This is a genomic window from Kordia sp. (genome assembly GCF_965283645.1).
Taxonomy (GTDB): Bacteria; Bacteroidota; Bacteroidia; order Flavobacteriales; family Flavobacteriaceae; genus Kordia.
Map to the genome: position 1 here is coordinate 3,610,332 of NZ_CBDIPG010000001.1, position 17,635 is coordinate 3,627,966.

Genomic DNA, 17,635 nt, shown 5'->3' on the forward strand with positions numbered 1-17,635 from the left:
TCTCAATAATAAAGTTATTCTGAGAAAATTATCACCATCTTTAATTTATAATACTTGCAACTATTTATATGGTATTATTTGTTTAAGATTTTTATAGCCGTCAATATTATGCTCCAAAGTAAACTGACGCAAGGCTCCATGTTCTTCAAAAGAGAATTCTTTTTCTCCCCATAGACCCCAAATAAATTTGTATTTATTTTCTTCAAGATACTTGTCGAACAAATCTTTTCTGAGATATACAAAATGCTGATTCGTATTATAATCTTTGCGATATCTAAGATTGATTGAAGCTAATTTTCCATTTTTTTCAAAGAGATTAAATGTTTGGGGAGCATCTATTAAATTTAAATGAGAAGATACTTCTTTTGAAACAGTGTATTGATGTCCTGCTTGATTCAGAGAACTATGATGACTTTCCCAGTTGTATTGAGCTACTGGCATTAAAATATCAAAATCTTTTGTTTGAATCTCATCTATTACCATTTCATCAGGCTTATCAGCTAAGGCATCCTCTTTATTGAAAACAAATCTTGGAAAATATCCAGGTTCTCCTTTTTTGACGATTCTCTTTTTTCTTCCTGTTTCAAACTCTGCAGTTCTAAAATTATCATAAGTAGCTTCATCCAACATATTCATCTCACCTGCGAAGGTATAATAGTTTTCAGAAACACTAGGTATTCTATTATGACTGAAATCTTTAACCTTTATCAGATTTAAAAATTCATTATAATCATCTTCTTTAACTATCATTCCACGAATGAAAACAAAAACTTCTCGATTAGATTGTTTATCCTCTTGAGAAATAAAGCCATCCAAACAAACCCAGTCATTACTTTCTTCATTTAGATTATTAATCACTAAATGATCATTTAAATAAGGAATTGCGTTGTCATTGTACCAGTCAAGCAAAGACATTCCTCTATCACCTAATATATCATCTTTGATGAAGGGCTTATTTTCTGGTAACACAGGAAAGCTTGGGTCAATGTCTGATTCTGAAACTCTAAAATCCGACCATTTTTCTTGTATAAAATCATTGTCTTCACGATAACCATATATTTCATAATATGCTATCCATGAATATTTTTTTCCATATCTCTCAATTTTAGGTTTTTCAGTTCTTGAGTTATAATTTGTTTCATTTCCAATACCCTTTTCTGCATTAGCAAACTTTTCAGATTCCCATCCTAAATCATAAATTCTCCAGTAAATTTGTCGTCTAACTTGTTGCTTCTCTGGAGGGTCTGAGTATGAATGACCATTAGGAACGATATGACCGATAGTATAATTACTAAAGTCCATTCTCATAGGCCCATCATATCCATAATCATGATCTCCATAGTCGTATTCTCCCCAATTTCTTATACCTCCAAATTTATATGGAGGAATTGTATTGTTTATTTCTTTTTCAATCAATATTTCAGGGTGATGTTTCAAACATATTTGAATCGTCCTTCTTACATAATCTCTAGCAATGATATTTGTAGTTCCGTGTGGAGCGTCTTTTGAGAATACTAATTTATAAAGTCGTTTAGCAATGATTGGCATAAATTCATCTTTAAATTCAGGTGATTTCCAATCATTATGTTTTGCTAAAACAACACCATAAAGGCTAGCTAGGGTTCGTTGCCATACATAAGGATCATTTATCTTTAAAGAATATTGAACTAATTCAAAAAATAATTTGGGATAACGTCTTCCATAATGATATAAGGCTTTTGTAGACTTATCTCTCATTTCAAGATTTGAAGAAGTTAAAAACCACATTATTTTTTTTGCGGCTAAATGAACTCGGTCAGATAAATCTTCCCGTTCAATACATGCTTCTTCAAAGTCTTCAATGAAGTTTTTTATTCTCCCTGAAGAATAGTGTCCATATTCTTTACGTATATACTCTGTCCAAGATACATCCCTATCTGACATTGTCATTTCAAATAAAAGTGTTGAAAGCAATTCAAAATTTAAGGGATGGTTATGGTCTAGTTCTGTATTTTTAAATAGCTTGTATATAGTGTCTTTATTCGTCGTGCTACTAAAGACTTCACGAATGATACTGAGAACAATATCTTTATTAACAATTATAGTATTTGTATTAACTTCAAAAATTGACCTAAGCAAATACTCTTTTAATGTTTTGTGTAACTTATCATTATAAAAAGATAAGCCAAATTTTTTAATTGCTAATACAGAAAAACAGCGAAGAATATCATTGTAAAGTGGATGTAATGTTTTTCTTTCTAACAGTTCTTTTTTAAGCTTTTCACTATTAAAAAAAGTTTGTAACTCTTCAATGCTAGTAATCTTTTTAATAATTATCTTAGCAATTAGGTAACCACTTAAAAGGTCATAAGTAAATGTTACTATTTCTTCTTGCCCCCAATCTCTAAATATTAGTAAATCTTCTCCTTCAAACACAATAAGTTGCTCTTCATTAACAATAGAAGGCATCAAATCTTTTAAGTCAATGTCGCGACGACTATTCACCCAAAAATAGTTTGATATTTTTTCAAGAATTTCTTTAGAAAAAGTCTTATTGTATCTCGGCTCTAAACCAAGATTCTCAACAATTCGATTATTGGACTTTGTTAAATACTCATCAAAAACATCAAATAAATCTTCGCTTTGGAATGATACTTTTTGACCATGTTTGGCTTCACAAAATATTTTTAAATATAATGGCTCTGAAAAATGGTTCATAGCACTAGAACTATTAACTATTTCTATATCATAATGACCAAAATATTTATCGATAGCTTCATTTATATTTTGACTATTAAAGCCTTCTACAATTGCCTCTTTCATCCATCCATTGGTTGAATAGTGGAAATAATCTTTTGGAAACAACTGCTTTTCATAGGATTTTCGGTAGGTAGTAATAATGAGAATATTCGAATATTTTTGATTTATTTCTGTTATTAGTGTTTCTAAGCTTGTACCCCAGATTTGTTTCCAATAAATAGACTCATTAAGTCCATCTATTAATAATATTGCCTTGGTCTTATTAACCCTTCCAGAAATATTTAAAGCTCCTAGAAAATCAGAAATACTCCAGTCAGTTGGTAAATCTAATAAGGACTTTAATTGTTCTCTTAATGGTAAATTACTTTTGAAATCTTTTCCAAAAAGAAAAATTGCTGGTTTGTTTTGGTTTATTTGGTGTTCAACAATATTTGTAGCTAAATGTGTCTTTCCTTTTGAAGCATGTCCAGAAATATGAAGTTCATTTAAATCCCTATATTCAAAACATTGAAATATGTTTCGATAAGCATCAATAAAATTCCTTAATGTAAAATAAGGCCCAAGTATAGTCTCTCGGCACGATTTCATTTTTCTTTTTTGACTATCTTCTTTTACTTCTTCTTCAGTGTCCCAGTGAACTGAAGGAATATTTTCAACAGTTTTTAGGTTTGAATATTCAATATAAAAATCATCTAATTTTTTTTTATAAGTAACCATTTTATCTATCAAAAGAGTGAAAGATTTTAAATCTTCATTCCGAAGAAACTCTTGCGACTTACCTAAAAGGTCATTACCAATTTGGATAATATTTGGGTAATCATTGCTTAATATAAATTTTTTTATTTTATAATAATCATTTGTAAAGTCATAAATATTCTCCTCTTTTCTAATGTCGTCAACTCTTTCCTGATACTCGTCAAGAAATCTATCTACATCTAGAATCTCCTTACTCTTATCGATTAAATCTGCTAACCTTTTATCACATAAGACTTGAATGACTTTTTCATCAGCTTCGCCAGATACATGCAATCCATTTAAATATTTACTCTTTATAACCCTTGAATTAGACACCAATTCAAATTTTGTCTTAAACCAATCATTCTCTAATATTTTTTCAATAAAAAAATAATTATGAATATCTTGATATTTTCTAAGTAAGTTAAGAATTTTACTGTCTCCCCAATGTTCTAATTCAACTGTATGTTTTAGAGGTAAAACTGTTCTTCTGTTACGAGTACTTCCTGCTAAAGATGTTTCAAACCATGTCTTCTCAGTCGGAGTTAATGAAAGTTGACTTGATAGCACCCACTTTTTCAATCTACTTCCGTGTTTATCATAAGCTCTTTGTAAGGAACTTTTAATTTGTTCTTTCCTACCACCTTCATCAAATCTACCGAAGAATTTACATTGCCAACCCCAAATATCTCCATTAGGAAATTCTAGGTAAAACTCCACACCATCTCCACCACCACTGTCATCAATAGATGTTAATTTTCCTTTAGAGGAATATTCTTCAAAAGCCAATTGATAGCACAGTTCTTCAAAACTTTTATTTTGATTCGTTGTGTATGTTTTAAGTTCACTCCAGTTTATTAGTTTGCTCATATTCAAATTTTAACATAAAGGTAAGATTGAAATCATTTAAATGTAATTTAGTATTAGATAGATAATGATCTAGATTTTATAACCCCTTATTAATAAGTAACTTAATTTCAAGATTTAAGCCATAAATATAAACATGTCATAATGACATTTTTTCTGTCATTTTTGAAAGTATGAGTTTACTTTTTTTTCTTTTACAACAAAGGATATCTATATTCCAACACTTCATACGTCATACTGTGACCTAATGCTCCCAAATCTCAATCCCAAAATAAGTTACTTCGCTCGTGTTGATTATCGCAACAAACATGACCGCTTTGGCATCTTTCAACATGATCGCCTTATGGGAATCTATATCTTAGGAAAGACAGGAAGTGGAAAAACCAACCTCATGAAAACGCTTCTGTACCAAGATGTAATTCATGGCAGAGGATTTTGTTTGTTCGATATCAATGGAGATTTACTCAAAGAAATGTTAGCCATCATTCCTCATCATAGAAAACAAGATGTGGTACTTCTCGATGCCACCAATCCAAATATTAATCTAGGATACAATCCACTCAAAAGAGTACGTTATGAAAAACGAGCGTTAATCGCTTCAAGTATCTTGGAAACCTTTCAGAAAATGTGGGGACAACAGTCGTGGGGATTAAAGCTTGAATACATTTTACGGAATGTATTATTAACACTCTTAGACCAAGCCAAAGCAAGCTTTGATGATATTCCAAAATTACTGTTAGATACGCAGTTCCAACAGCATTGTATACAACATATTGTCAGTTCTCATGTGAAGCGATTTTGGCAAGTGGAATTCCCCAAATATTCCAAAGGAGATATTCTTCCTGTCCTTAACAAAGTAGGAAGCTTTTTATCAATTCCGATGGTTCATAAAATATTGGTTACGAATCAAGAACAGATTTCTTTACGTCAGATCATGGATAACAAAAAAATTTTCTTAATAAATCTCTCAAAAGGAAGTTTAGGAACCGATGGTGCACACCTTTTAGGCTCACTCCTCCTTACCTCACTATCATCCGCAGGATTCAGTCGAATCAACATTAATGAACAAGAGCGTATTCCGTTCTTTATCTACCTTGATGAATTTCAAAATTATACTACTGCATCGCTTACCAATATGTTTTCTGAACTCCGTAAGTTCAAAATTGGTTTTGTATTGGCGCACCAATACTTACATCAATTAGATATTAATATTCGCAATGCAGTATTAGGAAATATCGGAACCATTATCTGCTTTAAACTAGGACAAACCGATGCCAAATATATGGCACAAGAATTTTATCCAATCTTTCAAACGTCAGACTTTACTAATCTTGAACACTTTCACATCTACGTAAAGCTTCTCATCAATGGAAGGTCAGCACAGCCATTCTCAGCAAAGACCATTACACTCAACGATCTTCATTACAAAAAAGGCTATCTATATCGATAATGTGATTTCGCTCATACTCGTATCAGACGAACCTTAAATTCAATACGACATGAACAGAACATTACCGAGTACGTGGCTCAATCACACCCACGAAATTGAACTTGACTATGTACGACCGCTATTTAACAAGATGTTTTACATCCGAAGTTCAAAGAGTGCTGACTCGTTTTTAAAACGATTTGTGCATCTCAAACAACTAGACTTAAAAGAACGCTTTTGGGCGTTGTATCTCAACAATGCAAATGGCGTAGTTGGTGTATCAGAAATAGCCAAAGGAACTACGACATCGGTATGTGTAAATTCCAAACACATCTTTCAGTTAGCGCTTTTAACCAATGCTGTTGCCATTATCGTGGCACACAATCATCCTTCAGGGACACTCAAAGTTTCAAGTGCAGACAAAGCCATTACCAAGAAGCTCTGTAGCGCAGGAGATCTCATGAACGTCAAAATCCTCGATCACCTCATTATCACCTCTGAAAGCTATGTTTCGTTAGCTGATGAAAACTTGATGTAACACTTCTTTATCAGTCCTCATTACCATTTTTTAATTACATGAAAACCCCCATAACCTACTACGGAGGCAAGATCACTTTGCTTTCAAAAATACTTCCGCTCATACCAGAACACCGAATATATACCGAAAGTTTTTTTGGAGGTGGAGCTGTCTTCTTTGCAAAAGAACCATCTGAATCAGAAATCATTAACGATACCAATAACATGGTGATCAACTTCTACGAAGTGTGTAAAACTGATTTTGAGAATCTAAAAGTAAAGGTTGAAGCAACGCTGTTTTCAAGGGCAACATATACAGTAGCACTTACGATGTATAGAATGCCACACTTGTTTAGCAAACTACAACAGGCCTGGGCATTCTACATCGCTACGAATATGGGATTTGCGTGCAAGATTGGAAGTTGGGGATTTGATAAGTATGGAAAGCGATTAAAAACTGTGCAGAACAAGAAGATTCGATTTGATGGAGAGATTCCAAAACGACTTTTGAATACACAAATTGAGAATAACGATGCATGTAAAGTCATTGAAACCTATGACACAGAAGATGCCTTTCATTATGTTGATCCGCCATACTTCAACGCCAACATGGGACACTATGATGGATATACCCAAGCTGATTACATCAAGTTATTAGAAACGCTATCAAACATCAAAGGTAAGTTTCTATTGAGTTCATATCCTTCTGAAATCCTTAATGAATTTACCAAGAAAAATGGTTGGTATACCAAAATAGTTGACAAGCCATTGGTGGCAAGTAACGGAGCAAACGTCACCAAACGCAAACGGAAGATTGAGGTCTTAACCGCCAATTATACTATCTGAAAAATAACAAATACAAACCTTTAAAATTTAATACTTATGAACATTACCACACAAACAGTCGTGAGGCATTTTCTCATGCGATTAAGCGAAGGACATCAATCCCATACGGGAATAGATCCTTTCTTTGACAACTTCTTTACCAAGCAAGAGCTCATTGACATCATTACCCACATTTTCAGCGAACACGAAGTAAGAGAAGTTGATTTGAAGCTACTGACTCATGATGAGTTATTAGACATCATTGATGATGATATGAGCATTTTACGCTTTTATTTACATCAATGGGAACAGCAACTCATATCACATGAATCGCACAGTACCCAAGAGGTACATGATACGCTTGAACAACTGTCTCATCACACCCATTATTTGCGTAACAAAATGCCAGAGGATTGGGATAAATATGATCGCAGTAATTTCCGTTCACTTCAATTAAAGGCTGGTAAGCTACGTAAGGTATATGGCATCTATGATATCAATGTGAGTCAAGACCAAGCAACGGATGTTGATACGCCACCCAAACGTTTTTACCAAACCCAAGAACAAGCTACAGAAGTGATGGATACCATGATTTCAAAGAATGATTCTGAGGATGGGTATTTACATGTCCTGTATATCTATAAAGCTATTTAAGTTATGAAACTCATTACTGAAAAACTCAAACAACGCTTTAAAGAAGTTGGCAGACAAGATGAAAACCCTCTTGTTATTGCTAAATTCTTTGATCCTGCGGGATCAGGTACTTGGTATGCTACTGAATATGATTCAGAAACCAATATTTGTTTCGGATATGTTACAGGACTTGCATATGATGAATGGGGAAGCTTCTCAATTACCGAACTAGAAGATATCAAACGTCCTTTTGGATTAACCATTGAACGTGGTATCCATTTTGAAGAAATACGATTCAATAAATTAATTAATACTAATTCTTAAAATTACATACACATGAACGACAACATTATTGACAGACTAATACAGAACATTATTAACGATCAACAATTGCTAAAAGCATCAGAAGAAAAAATTGATCAAGCAAAAAACGAAAAGAGGGAAATACAAGATCGTATTAAAGGCTATCACAAAGATGCAACCGCAATGATTAAGTATGCATGTGAAGAACAGATTGCTCAGATTGAAGCTTTGGATTTAGACTTATCAGAATCTAAGCAAGGACTCAATTCAGTTGCAACGACAGCATTAGATATCATGATGAACACCAAGAAGAAATCAATGACAAATGAAGAGTTGTATCAAGCGTATGTTGATAGCTTGGATAGTAGTGGAAAGGCAGTGAGTTATACTACTTTCAATGTAAAGTGTCGTCCTCTTTATAACAATCAACGATTGATACGAACCAAAGGAAGTGACCCGAAGTCGTCACGAACTGATGTTATTAGCTTGAATGGAAGTTCAAAAGCAGTAGTCAAAAAAGGATAACTAATCAAAATTAAGAACATTCACGCATGTGGATGTTTTTTATATATTTCTAATTTTCAGAAATATAACTATCTAAAAGATCGCGAATATCACTGCTTTTAGGACTTGGAGCATTCTTGTGGATAAGCTGACCATCTGCATCGAAGATTAAATATCTAGGAATCGTTTTTAATTGTAATTCCCTAAAAAAGGTAGCTTTCGGATAATTTATCGCCAGCAGACTATGTTTGTAATATATGATGTTTTCGTCTTTAGCGGCTTTTTTCCAACTCTTAAAATTAGTATCAATGGAGACAAACAAGAATACAATATTCTTGTCTTCATACTCCTGTATTAACTTTTTAGAATCTGGCATTACTTCTCTACAAGGAACGCACCAACTTGCCCAAAAATCTACATAGATGATTTTTCCTTTATGGCTTTGAATGACTTCATTCAAGGTTTTTCTTTCCTTTGCTAGATTGGTAAGATTCACATCAGCCGTTTCGGTTTTAAGTGAAGAAAAATCAAGTAGAAAATCTTCTAATATTCTATTTACCAAAATGCTGTCTTTTACCTCTTGTTTAAATCTATTAGAATACTTTGTTACTTTAGATTGGTCGTAGTTTTTTATAATATTCCTTGTGGTGTTGTAGAGGAGATAGTTTTTAATTTTCTTCGAGAACAGGCTACTGTGCTCTATGGAATCATATAAACTTAGATAATCAGGTGTACTCTGATATCCTTTTTTGAAATATGAAATATCAAAATGTTTAAAGGTGAAACTGTTTAAGAAGTGTTGGTAGCTCTGAATAAACAGCAGTGAATCATTTTTTAATTCAATTTCATCAGCTTTGTAGTCAGAATGAATAATCTTATTCTTGTAGTGAATGGTAGTTTTTAGAAAAGAATAATAGTCATTTGAAAGTTTTTTTAAAGCATATAGAGAATCAAGAGTTTCCTCTTTTTTAATAATATTCTCTTTTAAAACATTTCTATACGCTTTTTTCTCTTCCTGTGTTCTAAACCTTTTATCATGTTCATCGTAAAATTCAATAGCACCCTTATAAACCGCATGAGATAGGTTGTAATCTACTTCAACATTATAATCATTCTTTTTTGTGCTATTTAAAATAGAAACATAAGGAGCATCATTTGGATAGTTAAAGACTATCGTGTCGCCAACATTAACCTTGTATGAGGAATCGTAATAGAAATGATATCGATGATTAATAACAAGAGGAGTATCCGTATTGATGGTAATAGTGTCACTCTTATGAACATTGTGAGGATTCAAAAAGACTTTTTCATAGGTATTACTATTTGTATATGATATGGGTTTGTCTCGTTTTAAGGTATATGAACCATCTGAAGCATAGAGCGTATCTTTCTTATACGACCTTTGATTAAAGATGAGAACAACTTTGTCTAATTTCACAATCTTTTCTACCTCTTTCTTAGAAACTTTATCTTCTTTACAAGAAAGAAACATAATAGCAATCAATAGAAATATAATATTTTTCATCCTAAATAGTTAAATTAGAGGGAGAAAAAGTTCTCCCTCAATAGGTTTAAATTTTTACATCCAAGCTAACCAACTAGCTGTTGAACAGCCTTCGCAACACCAACGACCTCCACCAGAAACAAATGCTTGTGCTTCTTTCTTAGAGACATTGTGTTTGTACTGTCCACCTCCACAAGAATCATCATGTTCTCCAGGAATATTACAAGGAATAAAAGCTGAACACGTTCCTGTTCCATTTCCTGCAATAACAATATTTTGTTCTGTCTTGGTTAAAATAGTAATTCCTTCTAACTTTAAAATGTTTTGTAACATAATTTATGTTTTAATTATTAAAATAGTATTCTTGAACATTTAGAGACACTCAAGATGTATGTCTTATTTAATTGAAATACTGATGTTCAAGCAATGTCTTTTAAAACCAAAGTTTGATTTTAAAAATAGATAAAGGCTATTATTAATGAGGTTGGGAGTAGTTATTGTAAGATAAAATGAACACTATTATTGCAATATTTTCGTTAATTAGTAAAAATTAACGCTTCACAAATATAAATAAAAAACTTACATATTGTTGAAATATTGTATAGGCGTCGAGTTTTTTCAATAAGCGTTAAAAAAAACAGCTATTTACTCCTTAATTATCTTATAAGTAGATACTCGATTTTCGGTATCAGTTATTTTCAAGATATATATTCCCGATGATATGTGATTCATATTAAGTTTTCCATTCTCGTAGTTACAGGAGATTTTTTGTCCTTGTAGATTGCGTACTTCTACATTCACAATCTGAGCCTTAGTTTCAATCGTTAAGAAGTTTTGAACGGGATTTGGATATATCTTGATTGCTGATACTTCAAACTCATTTACTCCAAGTAAGCTACACATTCCACTATTGAAATCTGAAACTGTTGGATTGTACAAGTTGCTTGTAACAAAATAAGCTCGTGTCAATCCGTTGTTAATAGCTGTTTCAACAGCACAAAAATCTTCAAGAAGTGTATTTCCTGTAAATTGTATATCAGCTTCAATATTGGTAAGCGATTCAAATCCTTCTAACGAAGTTAACAAGTCGTTATTAATGATCTGAAAATCTGTAACAAGAGCTCCATTACCAATAGATTCAACAGAACTAAGGGCAGATAATGTTGTTAGATTGGGATTGTTCTCAATACGAAGTGAATTGCCAATGATAGTTATATTACCAAGACCATTTAATGAAGTTAAATTAGTATTATAGATATTCAATTGATCTACATCCAAGAAGTTATGGAGACCAATAAGGTCAGTCAAAAGGGCATTGCCATCAATGGTTAATCTTCCCGATGTGTAATTTGATAGTGCGGAAAGGGAAGGGATCATATCATTGTCTTTAATGGTTAATCTTCCCGATGTGTAATTTGATAGTGCAGAAAGGGAAGGGATCATATCGTTGTCTTTGATCGTCAGCGTATATTGAGTAAAGTTATTTAGGAAATCAATATTAGTTAATGATGGGTTATTTTCAATGAGAACTAATGCAACACTTGATAAGTTCGTGTTGAGCCCACTAAGTGTTTGAAGGTTATCATTGTTCATAATCCGAATGGTTCCTGAAGCTATAAATAATCCACTCATGAGCATATTTTCTAAGCCTGAAAAGTTTGTCAGAGCATCATTGTCATCAATAACTAGATCTCTTACAACACGTTCAATAGTGATATTTGAGAAGCTTGTTAGATTATCATTGTTAATAATGAAAAATCTGAAAACATTATTATCAGCCGACAGATTTTCTAGTGATACTAAGGATGAATTATTTTCAATAAGGACTTCTGAACCATCGAAACTCAAGTTCGCAATAGTCAGTAAGTTATCGTTATTGAGAATATTAACGTCACAGCTAATTAAGACAGTATGAAGCCCATCAAGATTGCTAAGCATATCATTGTTGTCAATCGTAAGATCACCGACAAGATTTGGCGTTGCAAAAAATGCTTCCATATTTCCTAAGGCTGATAATGATTGTAGTAAGGCATTATCCTTAATTCTTGTAGAAGCAAACAGACTCTTAAGATTCTGCAAACCTTGTAAAGATGTAAGATTATCGTTGTCACTAATTTCAAAAACATCACTCTCACTTTCTATTCCAATAGTATGTAGAGAACTTAATGGTGATAGATCACTAATGTCTGTGCTCGTTCCGGCCACTTGTGGAACGATACCAAGTGAACCATTTACTTTAGAATATCCCATAGCTCCGAAATCATTAACTTCTTGTTGTGACGTAATAACTGCGTCACCATCAAACTCACGATATGCACCACCACTTTGTGCCCCTTGAATATTATCAATGTAACAAGTAGTTGTAGCAGGGAAGTTATTATAGATGTATACTGAGATTTTCCCATACTGACTGAGCACCACTGGTTCAGTATTATGAGGAAATAGATTCAATGCATTATCAAAATCAAAAGAAAGTGTTTCCCAACCAACGACTCCAGAAGTGGTCGTTGATATTCCAATTGGATGTCCTCCAAATTGTTCACTATCGAGAACCAAAAACACCTGTACTGACTCATTGGTAATATTATAGTAATCAAAAGTTATCGTATTGTTATTAGGATCACTCACATCAATAAGCGTAGCTAATCGTAATTCGTATTTACTAAAATTTCCACCATTATTATTATTAATGATTTCAGCTACATCATTGCTAGGGTCGTTTGGGTCAGTGATTAAATTGAACTGGGCTGGACTGGCAATTGGGTCATTAATGAATTGGTGTAGTGGATCGGAAAAATTAAGCGGTAACTCTTGGGAGAAAGCTGGAGAGTCAAGCAAAAGTGCACAAAAAAGGAGTAAAAGTTTCTTCATAATGTTCAGATTTAGATTACACGTTTAACAAACATAGTAAAAAAACATTTACCCAACAATTTTGTTGGGTAAATAATCAACCAATACTCCTACTTTACGAAATAACTTAAGATTTCATTGTTTGAAGGATAAAGAACTAGCGGAACTAATTCTAAGTATTGGTAAGCGTATACGTGAATTGAGAAAGGAACAAAACATGACCCAACTTGATTTAGCAGTTAAGGCAGGCATGGAAGAAAACGCCGTTCAACGACTTGAAACAGCTCGGACGAGTCCTACAATTAAGACTTTGCACAGGATTGCAAAAGGATTGAATGTTGAGTTAAGAGAGTTGTTTTAGTTTCTTCTAACAATAAAATGTTTGATTACAAACGTGAAGGATTTACATTTTTCAATTCTAAAACTCCCTTGTCTGTAATAATTATTTATACTCATAAATGGATTATCAGCTAATACATAATCATACTTGCCAATAGGCATATCTATAATATTGGCATACTCAGTTGGAAGGACACTGTATGAGGCTATTCTTTTTCCCTCTTTTTTTAAACTTATATAGTATTTTATCTGAGATTCATTTTTAAAATAGTAATCTCCTGTTTTTAATTCTTCACAATTTTTATCAGTAGTTTTTTGATTATTTTCTACTTCATTTTTATCAATTCGGTAATTCTTCGTTGTTTTATTTTTTGCTTCAAAATTTGTTTGGTCTAAAATTAATTTCATGTTTTCATCAAGACTTACATTGCTAATCATCGCTGAAAGCTGTCTACCTGTTTCTACATCAATAATTTTTATTCGAATACGAAGTTTATGTAAACCATAATCAACTGTTCCAGTAACTATTGCATCAGCAGACGTAATCATACCAACTTGTTTAGCGGTTTGAGGGTTGATAAAACCTTCTTCATTCCATTTGTGCTCTTCGGAAAGTTGTTCAATATGGTCTCTATCAATAACATTGAAGCCTTTACTTGCATTGGTAAAGTGAATTGAAAAATCTCGTCCAATATAATCTCCAAGTTCATTTTTCTTTCCACGAGTACTATGGAAAAACCATACAGCGATGTTAAGTTTTTTGGTTTTCTTGACTTTGAGTGCTGTTTTTTCAGCTAGCTGTTCCATTTGTTTATCATATTCGGTTTCTTGTGCTGTCCCTAAGGAAAAATGTAATAGAAATATGATGGTTAGTAATTTAAAATAAATTTTTTTCATTTTTTAGTTTATTTAGAGTGTTATTTTTCGCTTTATTTTTAGTAGTTCCATTTCCATATACTGTCTTTGAATATGAACCCATGACTTCTCTGGTGCTTGTAGAAAAAAGGGTGTAATTTATTGTAAGAGTACAGGCTATTCTGCTCACAATAACAGTACTTTTACTAAACACATAATCTACCTTTCCAATACAGAGATAATCTATATATGTATTCAAATCTGCTTTAAAGTAATTTTTATCTAATGCCTGTAAATGAGTTACTATATCTTCGGATAATTTGGCTTTAGGAATAAGCGAAGCTGTAATGGTGTATCCTTTTTTTCCATACTGTTCTTGTATAATATTTGTTACATCTCTTTCGACTGTATAGAGACTATCTACTATCATTACACTAAGTTGCTTTTGTTCTGGAATATTTTTTAGTGAAGTATTGAGTAAATATGGTTTTACAGGAATTTTTGTATTTTTTTCTACAAATATGGTTTTAATTATTTCTCTTGTTACAGGTTTTAGGACTTCATTGGTTTTTGGATGAACACCCAGTGTATTATAAAACTCTAATGTCCCTTTATAATGGGCATACCATACTTTTGGTTGATTTTTAGAATCAAAGAAAGGTGTATTTTCATCAGGAATAACCCTATTGAGATCACTTACAATAATATCTTTAGTGTTGATAGTAATATGGGGTTGAGTTGTTTTTTCTTGCAATGGATTATCTCCTTTATTATTAATACTCAATGCAACTATGCTTACCAACGCAACAACGATAGCGACTATTGATACGAGAGCAACGACGGAAAATTTATTCGTTGACTCTGGATTTTTTTGGTCACTTTCAGAAGCGATAATTTCATCATCATTTTTCCTTTCTTTATGAGAAGACTTTTCAAGTTCTTTTTTATCTATAAAAGGAACGTCTTTTTCAAAGTCAATAGATGGACTATTTTCAAGAAATTGTTTGTATGACTGAAAATTTATGTATCGAAGTAATGCATCAATAGAATCATTACTAGGAGTCGTTTGTTTACCAAGATCAAGAAAAAAATAGTTAAAATAATTTAAGAGAGATTTATAAGTCAGCGTATTTTTAACTATTGGATGGTCTGCAATTTTTTTAGACAATTCAGTTTTGTTGGTTGTCTCTGGATTGTCATCTTTCCCTTTTTTAAAAGTTAAGCCGATTATTTTTTTTAAAATCTCTAAGTCCTTCATTGGTTGTTATGGAAATTACATGGAATTGATATTTATTGGCGTATGGTATCACTACTTAGTTCTCTCATGTTTCCATAACGCTTCTATGGAAATTTAGTCTTCTTAGCATCTATTTAAGTCACATTTGCATTGTATTCAATGAAATACAACTTTGTGCACAAAGACTCGTCTTTCAGTCCAATTGGTGGCGAGCCAAATCCGGATCAGGACATTTTAAAATAAATGTCATGATTAAAAAAATCAGTATTATTATTCTATTGTGTTTAACACAAGGAATGCAGACATCTTGTACAATGGATGACGATCATATCGAAGTCCCTGTAGAGCAAAGTACAGGAGACGAAGTTGACGACCCTGCTAAACCAGATGATGATGACTAATAAGTTATCTCAGTAAAAGCAAATCCCTACGTGTTAGGGATTTGTCTTTATTAGATGAAGAAAGTTACAATAATTATTTATATTTGAGGTAATTATTATCCCACTTTGTATGAATAAGTTTCGTATTACCTTATCTACACTTCTCATATTTTTCACACTTTTAATTCATGCTCAATCAAATAATTCTAATGTAGATAGTGTATACATTAATATTATTTCACTTCTTGAAAGAATAGAGAGCAAAAGCCTTAATGATTCTATTGCATATAATCTGAGCAAAGAAGCATATATATTAACCAAAAGACTTAACAATGATTCATTAAAAAATAGCGTGCTAAAAAAATGCATTTTATTTAGTTACAGAAATGATGACTGGAAACAATTTAATGTATTTAGAGCAGAACAATTACCAATAACTAGAAGGCTTTCAGATTCTCTGGCAATTGCTAAGAATTTTGATTATGGAGCATATTATCACAAAGTAGTTACTAACAATCTTGATAGTGTATATAAATACTACTACAGCAGTTATAAAATATATGATGCACTCAAAGACTCCTTAGGTGCAGGAAAGATGAAGCTCAATATAGCTATTGTTAAAAAAAATGTACACGACTATAAAGGAAGTGAAATTGCTTCTGTTGATGCACTAAAGTATTTTCTACCAATCAAAGAAGAAAGAAGAATTGCTTCAACGTACAATAATCTCGGTATTGTTTTTAATCAGTATAAAGATTGGAACAAATCACTCGAATATCATCAAAAATCTGCTGAGATACGTGAACGACTTGATAAGCGAATATATTATCTCCAATCCTTGAATAACATAGGGAAAGTATACAAAGACATCGGTGAGTATAACAGATCAAAAGAATATTTTAGGGAGATACTATCAAATGATTCTATTATATCTCAAGCTAAACATTTATGGTTTAAAGCTGTTGTCATTGATAATCTTGCACATACCCGATTTAAAGAAAATTCAGATTCAAAAGTACTTTCTGATTTTATGGAAGCATTGAAAATTAGAGAAGATAAAAAAGCTTTTTCTGGAATGGTTATCAGTTACATTCATCTAGCGGAATATCATAAAGAAAAAGAAGATTTCATAAAAGCAATAGATTATGCTGAAAAAGCTGAACAATTAGCCCACGAAACTCATAATTATAGAGATTATTTAGAATCACAAGAACTCCTTTTAGATGTATACGATGCGGATAAAGCTAAACAATTGATGAAGCGATATATCTTCGTTCGAGACAGTTTGGATAAGGTTGATCGAATGCAAGAAAATAGATTTGCAATTATTGAGTTTGAAGTAGATGCGAAAGATAAACAGATAACGTCACTTGAAGCGACAACTAAAAAAGATAAATGTTTTATTACGTTTTTGGTAATTGGTTTTATTCTGTTAATATCCTTATCGACTTTCTTAATAAATAAGAAGCTTAAACAAGGAAGAAAACTAAAATCTGAATTAAAGAAAACCGAACATCAATTATTAGAACAAACACAAGATCAAGTAACTCCCAATGATGAGAATCTAATTCAATACCATCAACACTTAAGTAATACATATAATATCAGCAAAAAGCTATTGGAATACTGGGCTCTTAAAGCCAATAGATTTACCAATCAACAAATCGCAGAAAGATTAAAAATTACACTCGGAGCTACCAAAAAAAGAAATACACTTTTACTACATAAAATTTTTGAAGTAGAAGAAAAACAAGAGATTGATAAATATTTTTTATTAAATCTCTATGCAGAAAAACTACGGGAATTCAAAAATAGGACATGATTTCTTAACAGGTTGATTTGCAAAGAAACAAAAGGTATCCGAAAAGGGATACCTTTTAAATTCATTCGCCACAAAAGGCTAAAACCATACTTTCTTA

At 32.2% G+C, this 17,635-nt stretch carries 14 protein-coding genes; 8 read left to right on the top strand and 6 right to left on the bottom strand.

Annotation, left to right across the window (positions count from 1 at the left end; all coding sequences use genetic code 11):
- Window positions 1-60: 60 nt before the first annotated feature.
- Entirely contained in the window at window positions 61-4,344 is a 4,284-nt protein-coding gene (locus ACQ654_RS15860; RefSeq protein ID WP_430411323.1) for a hypothetical protein, read from the bottom strand.
- Window positions 4,345-4,684: 340 nt separating this feature from the next.
- Between ACQ654_RS15860 and ACQ654_RS15865 the strand changes: the two genes are divergently transcribed.
- The 6 genes from ACQ654_RS15865 to ACQ654_RS15890 are packed head-to-tail and all read left to right on the top strand — an operon-like array spanning window position 4,685 to window position 8,572.
- Window positions 4,685-5,791 (top strand): type IV secretory system conjugative DNA transfer family protein, encoded by a 1,107-nt coding sequence (locus tag ACQ654_RS15865; RefSeq protein ID WP_430411324.1) that lies wholly within the window; start codon window positions 4,685-4,687, stop codon window positions 5,789-5,791.
- Window positions 5,792-5,840: 49 nt separating this feature from the next.
- On the top strand, window positions 5,841-6,308 hold the full coding sequence (locus tag ACQ654_RS15870; protein ID WP_430411325.1) for a JAB domain-containing protein: 468 nt from the start codon (window positions 5,841-5,843) through the stop codon (window positions 6,306-6,308).
- A 38-nt stretch (window positions 6,309-6,346) separates the two neighbouring features.
- Entirely contained in the window at window positions 6,347-7,132 is a 786-nt protein-coding gene (locus ACQ654_RS15875) for a DNA adenine methylase (protein WP_430411326.1), read from the top strand.
- A gap of 36 nt (window positions 7,133-7,168) precedes the next feature.
- Window positions 7,169-7,765 carry a hypothetical protein gene (locus ACQ654_RS15880; RefSeq protein WP_430411327.1) on the top strand — a complete coding sequence of 199 codons (597 nt, stop codon included), beginning with the start codon at window positions 7,169-7,171 and terminating at the stop codon, window positions 7,763-7,765.
- A 3-nt stretch (window positions 7,766-7,768) separates the two neighbouring features.
- Window positions 7,769-8,068 (top strand): DUF2958 domain-containing protein, encoded by a 300-nt coding sequence (locus tag ACQ654_RS15885; RefSeq protein WP_430411328.1) that lies wholly within the window; start codon window positions 7,769-7,771, stop codon window positions 8,066-8,068.
- Window positions 8,069-8,080: 12 nt separating this feature from the next.
- Window positions 8,081-8,572 carry a hypothetical protein gene (locus tag ACQ654_RS15890; protein WP_430411329.1) on the top strand — a complete coding sequence of 164 codons (492 nt, stop codon included), beginning with the start codon at window positions 8,081-8,083 and terminating at the stop codon, window positions 8,570-8,572.
- A gap of 49 nt (window positions 8,573-8,621) precedes the next feature.
- On the opposite strand, the gene ACQ654_RS15895 is transcribed toward ACQ654_RS15890, so the two are convergent.
- The 3 genes from ACQ654_RS15895 to ACQ654_RS15905 form a co-directional block, all read right to left on the bottom strand.
- Window positions 8,622-10,076, bottom strand: a complete 1,455-nt coding sequence (locus tag ACQ654_RS15895; protein WP_430411330.1) for a TlpA family protein disulfide reductase — start codon at window positions 10,074-10,076, stop codon at window positions 8,622-8,624.
- 54 nt (window positions 10,077-10,130) lie between these two features.
- Window positions 10,131-10,388, bottom strand: coding sequence for a hypothetical protein (locus ACQ654_RS15900; RefSeq protein WP_430411331.1), 258 nt, complete (start codon window positions 10,386-10,388; stop codon window positions 10,131-10,133).
- A gap of 312 nt (window positions 10,389-10,700) precedes the next feature.
- Entirely contained in the window at window positions 10,701-12,926 is a 2,226-nt protein-coding gene (locus ACQ654_RS15905; protein WP_430411332.1) for a T9SS type A sorting domain-containing protein, read from the bottom strand.
- Window positions 12,927-13,047: 121 nt separating this feature from the next.
- On the opposite strand from ACQ654_RS15905, the gene ACQ654_RS15910 reads away from it, so the two are divergent.
- Complete coding sequence (locus ACQ654_RS15910; protein ID WP_430411333.1) at window positions 13,048-13,266, top strand: helix-turn-helix domain-containing protein; 219 nt, start codon at window positions 13,048-13,050, stop codon at window positions 13,264-13,266.
- On the opposite strand, the gene ACQ654_RS15915 is transcribed toward ACQ654_RS15910, so the two are convergent.
- Both ACQ654_RS15915 and ACQ654_RS15920 read right to left on the bottom strand, forming a co-directional pair.
- Window positions 13,263-14,141 carry a FlgO family outer membrane protein gene (locus tag ACQ654_RS15915; RefSeq protein WP_430411334.1) on the bottom strand — a complete coding sequence of 293 codons (879 nt, stop codon included), beginning with the start codon at window positions 14,139-14,141 and terminating at the stop codon, window positions 13,263-13,265. The two genes, ACQ654_RS15910 and ACQ654_RS15915, sit on opposite strands and share 4 nt — an antisense overlap.
- On the bottom strand, window positions 14,122-15,357 hold the full coding sequence (locus ACQ654_RS15920; protein WP_430411335.1) for a hypothetical protein: 1,236 nt from the start codon (window positions 15,355-15,357) through the stop codon (window positions 14,122-14,124). The genes ACQ654_RS15915 and ACQ654_RS15920 overlap by 20 nt, the downstream gene beginning before the upstream one ends.
- Before the next feature lie 489 nt (window positions 15,358-15,846).
- Between ACQ654_RS15920 and ACQ654_RS15925 the strand changes: the two genes are divergently transcribed.
- Complete coding sequence (locus ACQ654_RS15925; RefSeq protein ID WP_430411336.1) at window positions 15,847-17,538, top strand: tetratricopeptide repeat protein; 1,692 nt, start codon at window positions 15,847-15,849, stop codon at window positions 17,536-17,538.
- The last annotated feature ends 97 nt before the right edge of the window (window positions 17,539-17,635 follow it).

Bases quoted from the DNA above. Each gene is read 5' to 3' on its own strand.
- ACQ654_RS15860 (WP_430411323.1), bottom strand. From the start codon at position 4,344: ATGAGCAAACTAATAAACTGGAGTGAACTTAAAACATACACAACGAAT.
- ACQ654_RS15865 (WP_430411324.1), top strand. From the start codon at position 4,685: ATGGGAATCTATATCTTAGGAAAGACAGGAAGTGGAAAAACCAACCTC.
- ACQ654_RS15870 (WP_430411325.1), top strand. From the start codon at position 5,841: ATGAACAGAACATTACCGAGTACGTGGCTCAATCACACCCACGAAATT.
- ACQ654_RS15875 (WP_430411326.1), top strand. From the start codon at position 6,347: ATGAAAACCCCCATAACCTACTACGGAGGCAAGATCACTTTGCTTTCA.
- ACQ654_RS15880 (WP_430411327.1), top strand. From the start codon at position 7,169: ATGAACATTACCACACAAACAGTCGTGAGGCATTTTCTCATGCGATTA.
- ACQ654_RS15885 (WP_430411328.1), top strand. From the start codon at position 7,769: ATGAAACTCATTACTGAAAAACTCAAACAACGCTTTAAAGAAGTTGGC.
- ACQ654_RS15890 (WP_430411329.1), top strand. From the start codon at position 8,081: ATGAACGACAACATTATTGACAGACTAATACAGAACATTATTAACGAT.
- ACQ654_RS15895 (WP_430411330.1), bottom strand. From the start codon at position 10,076: ATGAAAAATATTATATTTCTATTGATTGCTATTATGTTTCTTTCTTGT.
- ACQ654_RS15900 (WP_430411331.1), bottom strand. From the start codon at position 10,388: ATGTTACAAAACATTTTAAAGTTAGAAGGAATTACTATTTTAACCAAG.
- ACQ654_RS15905 (WP_430411332.1), bottom strand. From the start codon at position 12,926: ATGAAGAAACTTTTACTCCTTTTTTGTGCACTTTTGCTTGACTCTCCA.
- ACQ654_RS15915 (WP_430411334.1), bottom strand. From the start codon at position 14,141: ATGAAAAAAATTTATTTTAAATTACTAACCATCATATTTCTATTACAT.
- ACQ654_RS15920 (WP_430411335.1), bottom strand. From the start codon at position 15,357: ATGAAGGACTTAGAGATTTTAAAAAAAATAATCGGCTTAACTTTTAAA.
- ACQ654_RS15925 (WP_430411336.1), top strand. From the start codon at position 15,847: ATGAATAAGTTTCGTATTACCTTATCTACACTTCTCATATTTTTCACA.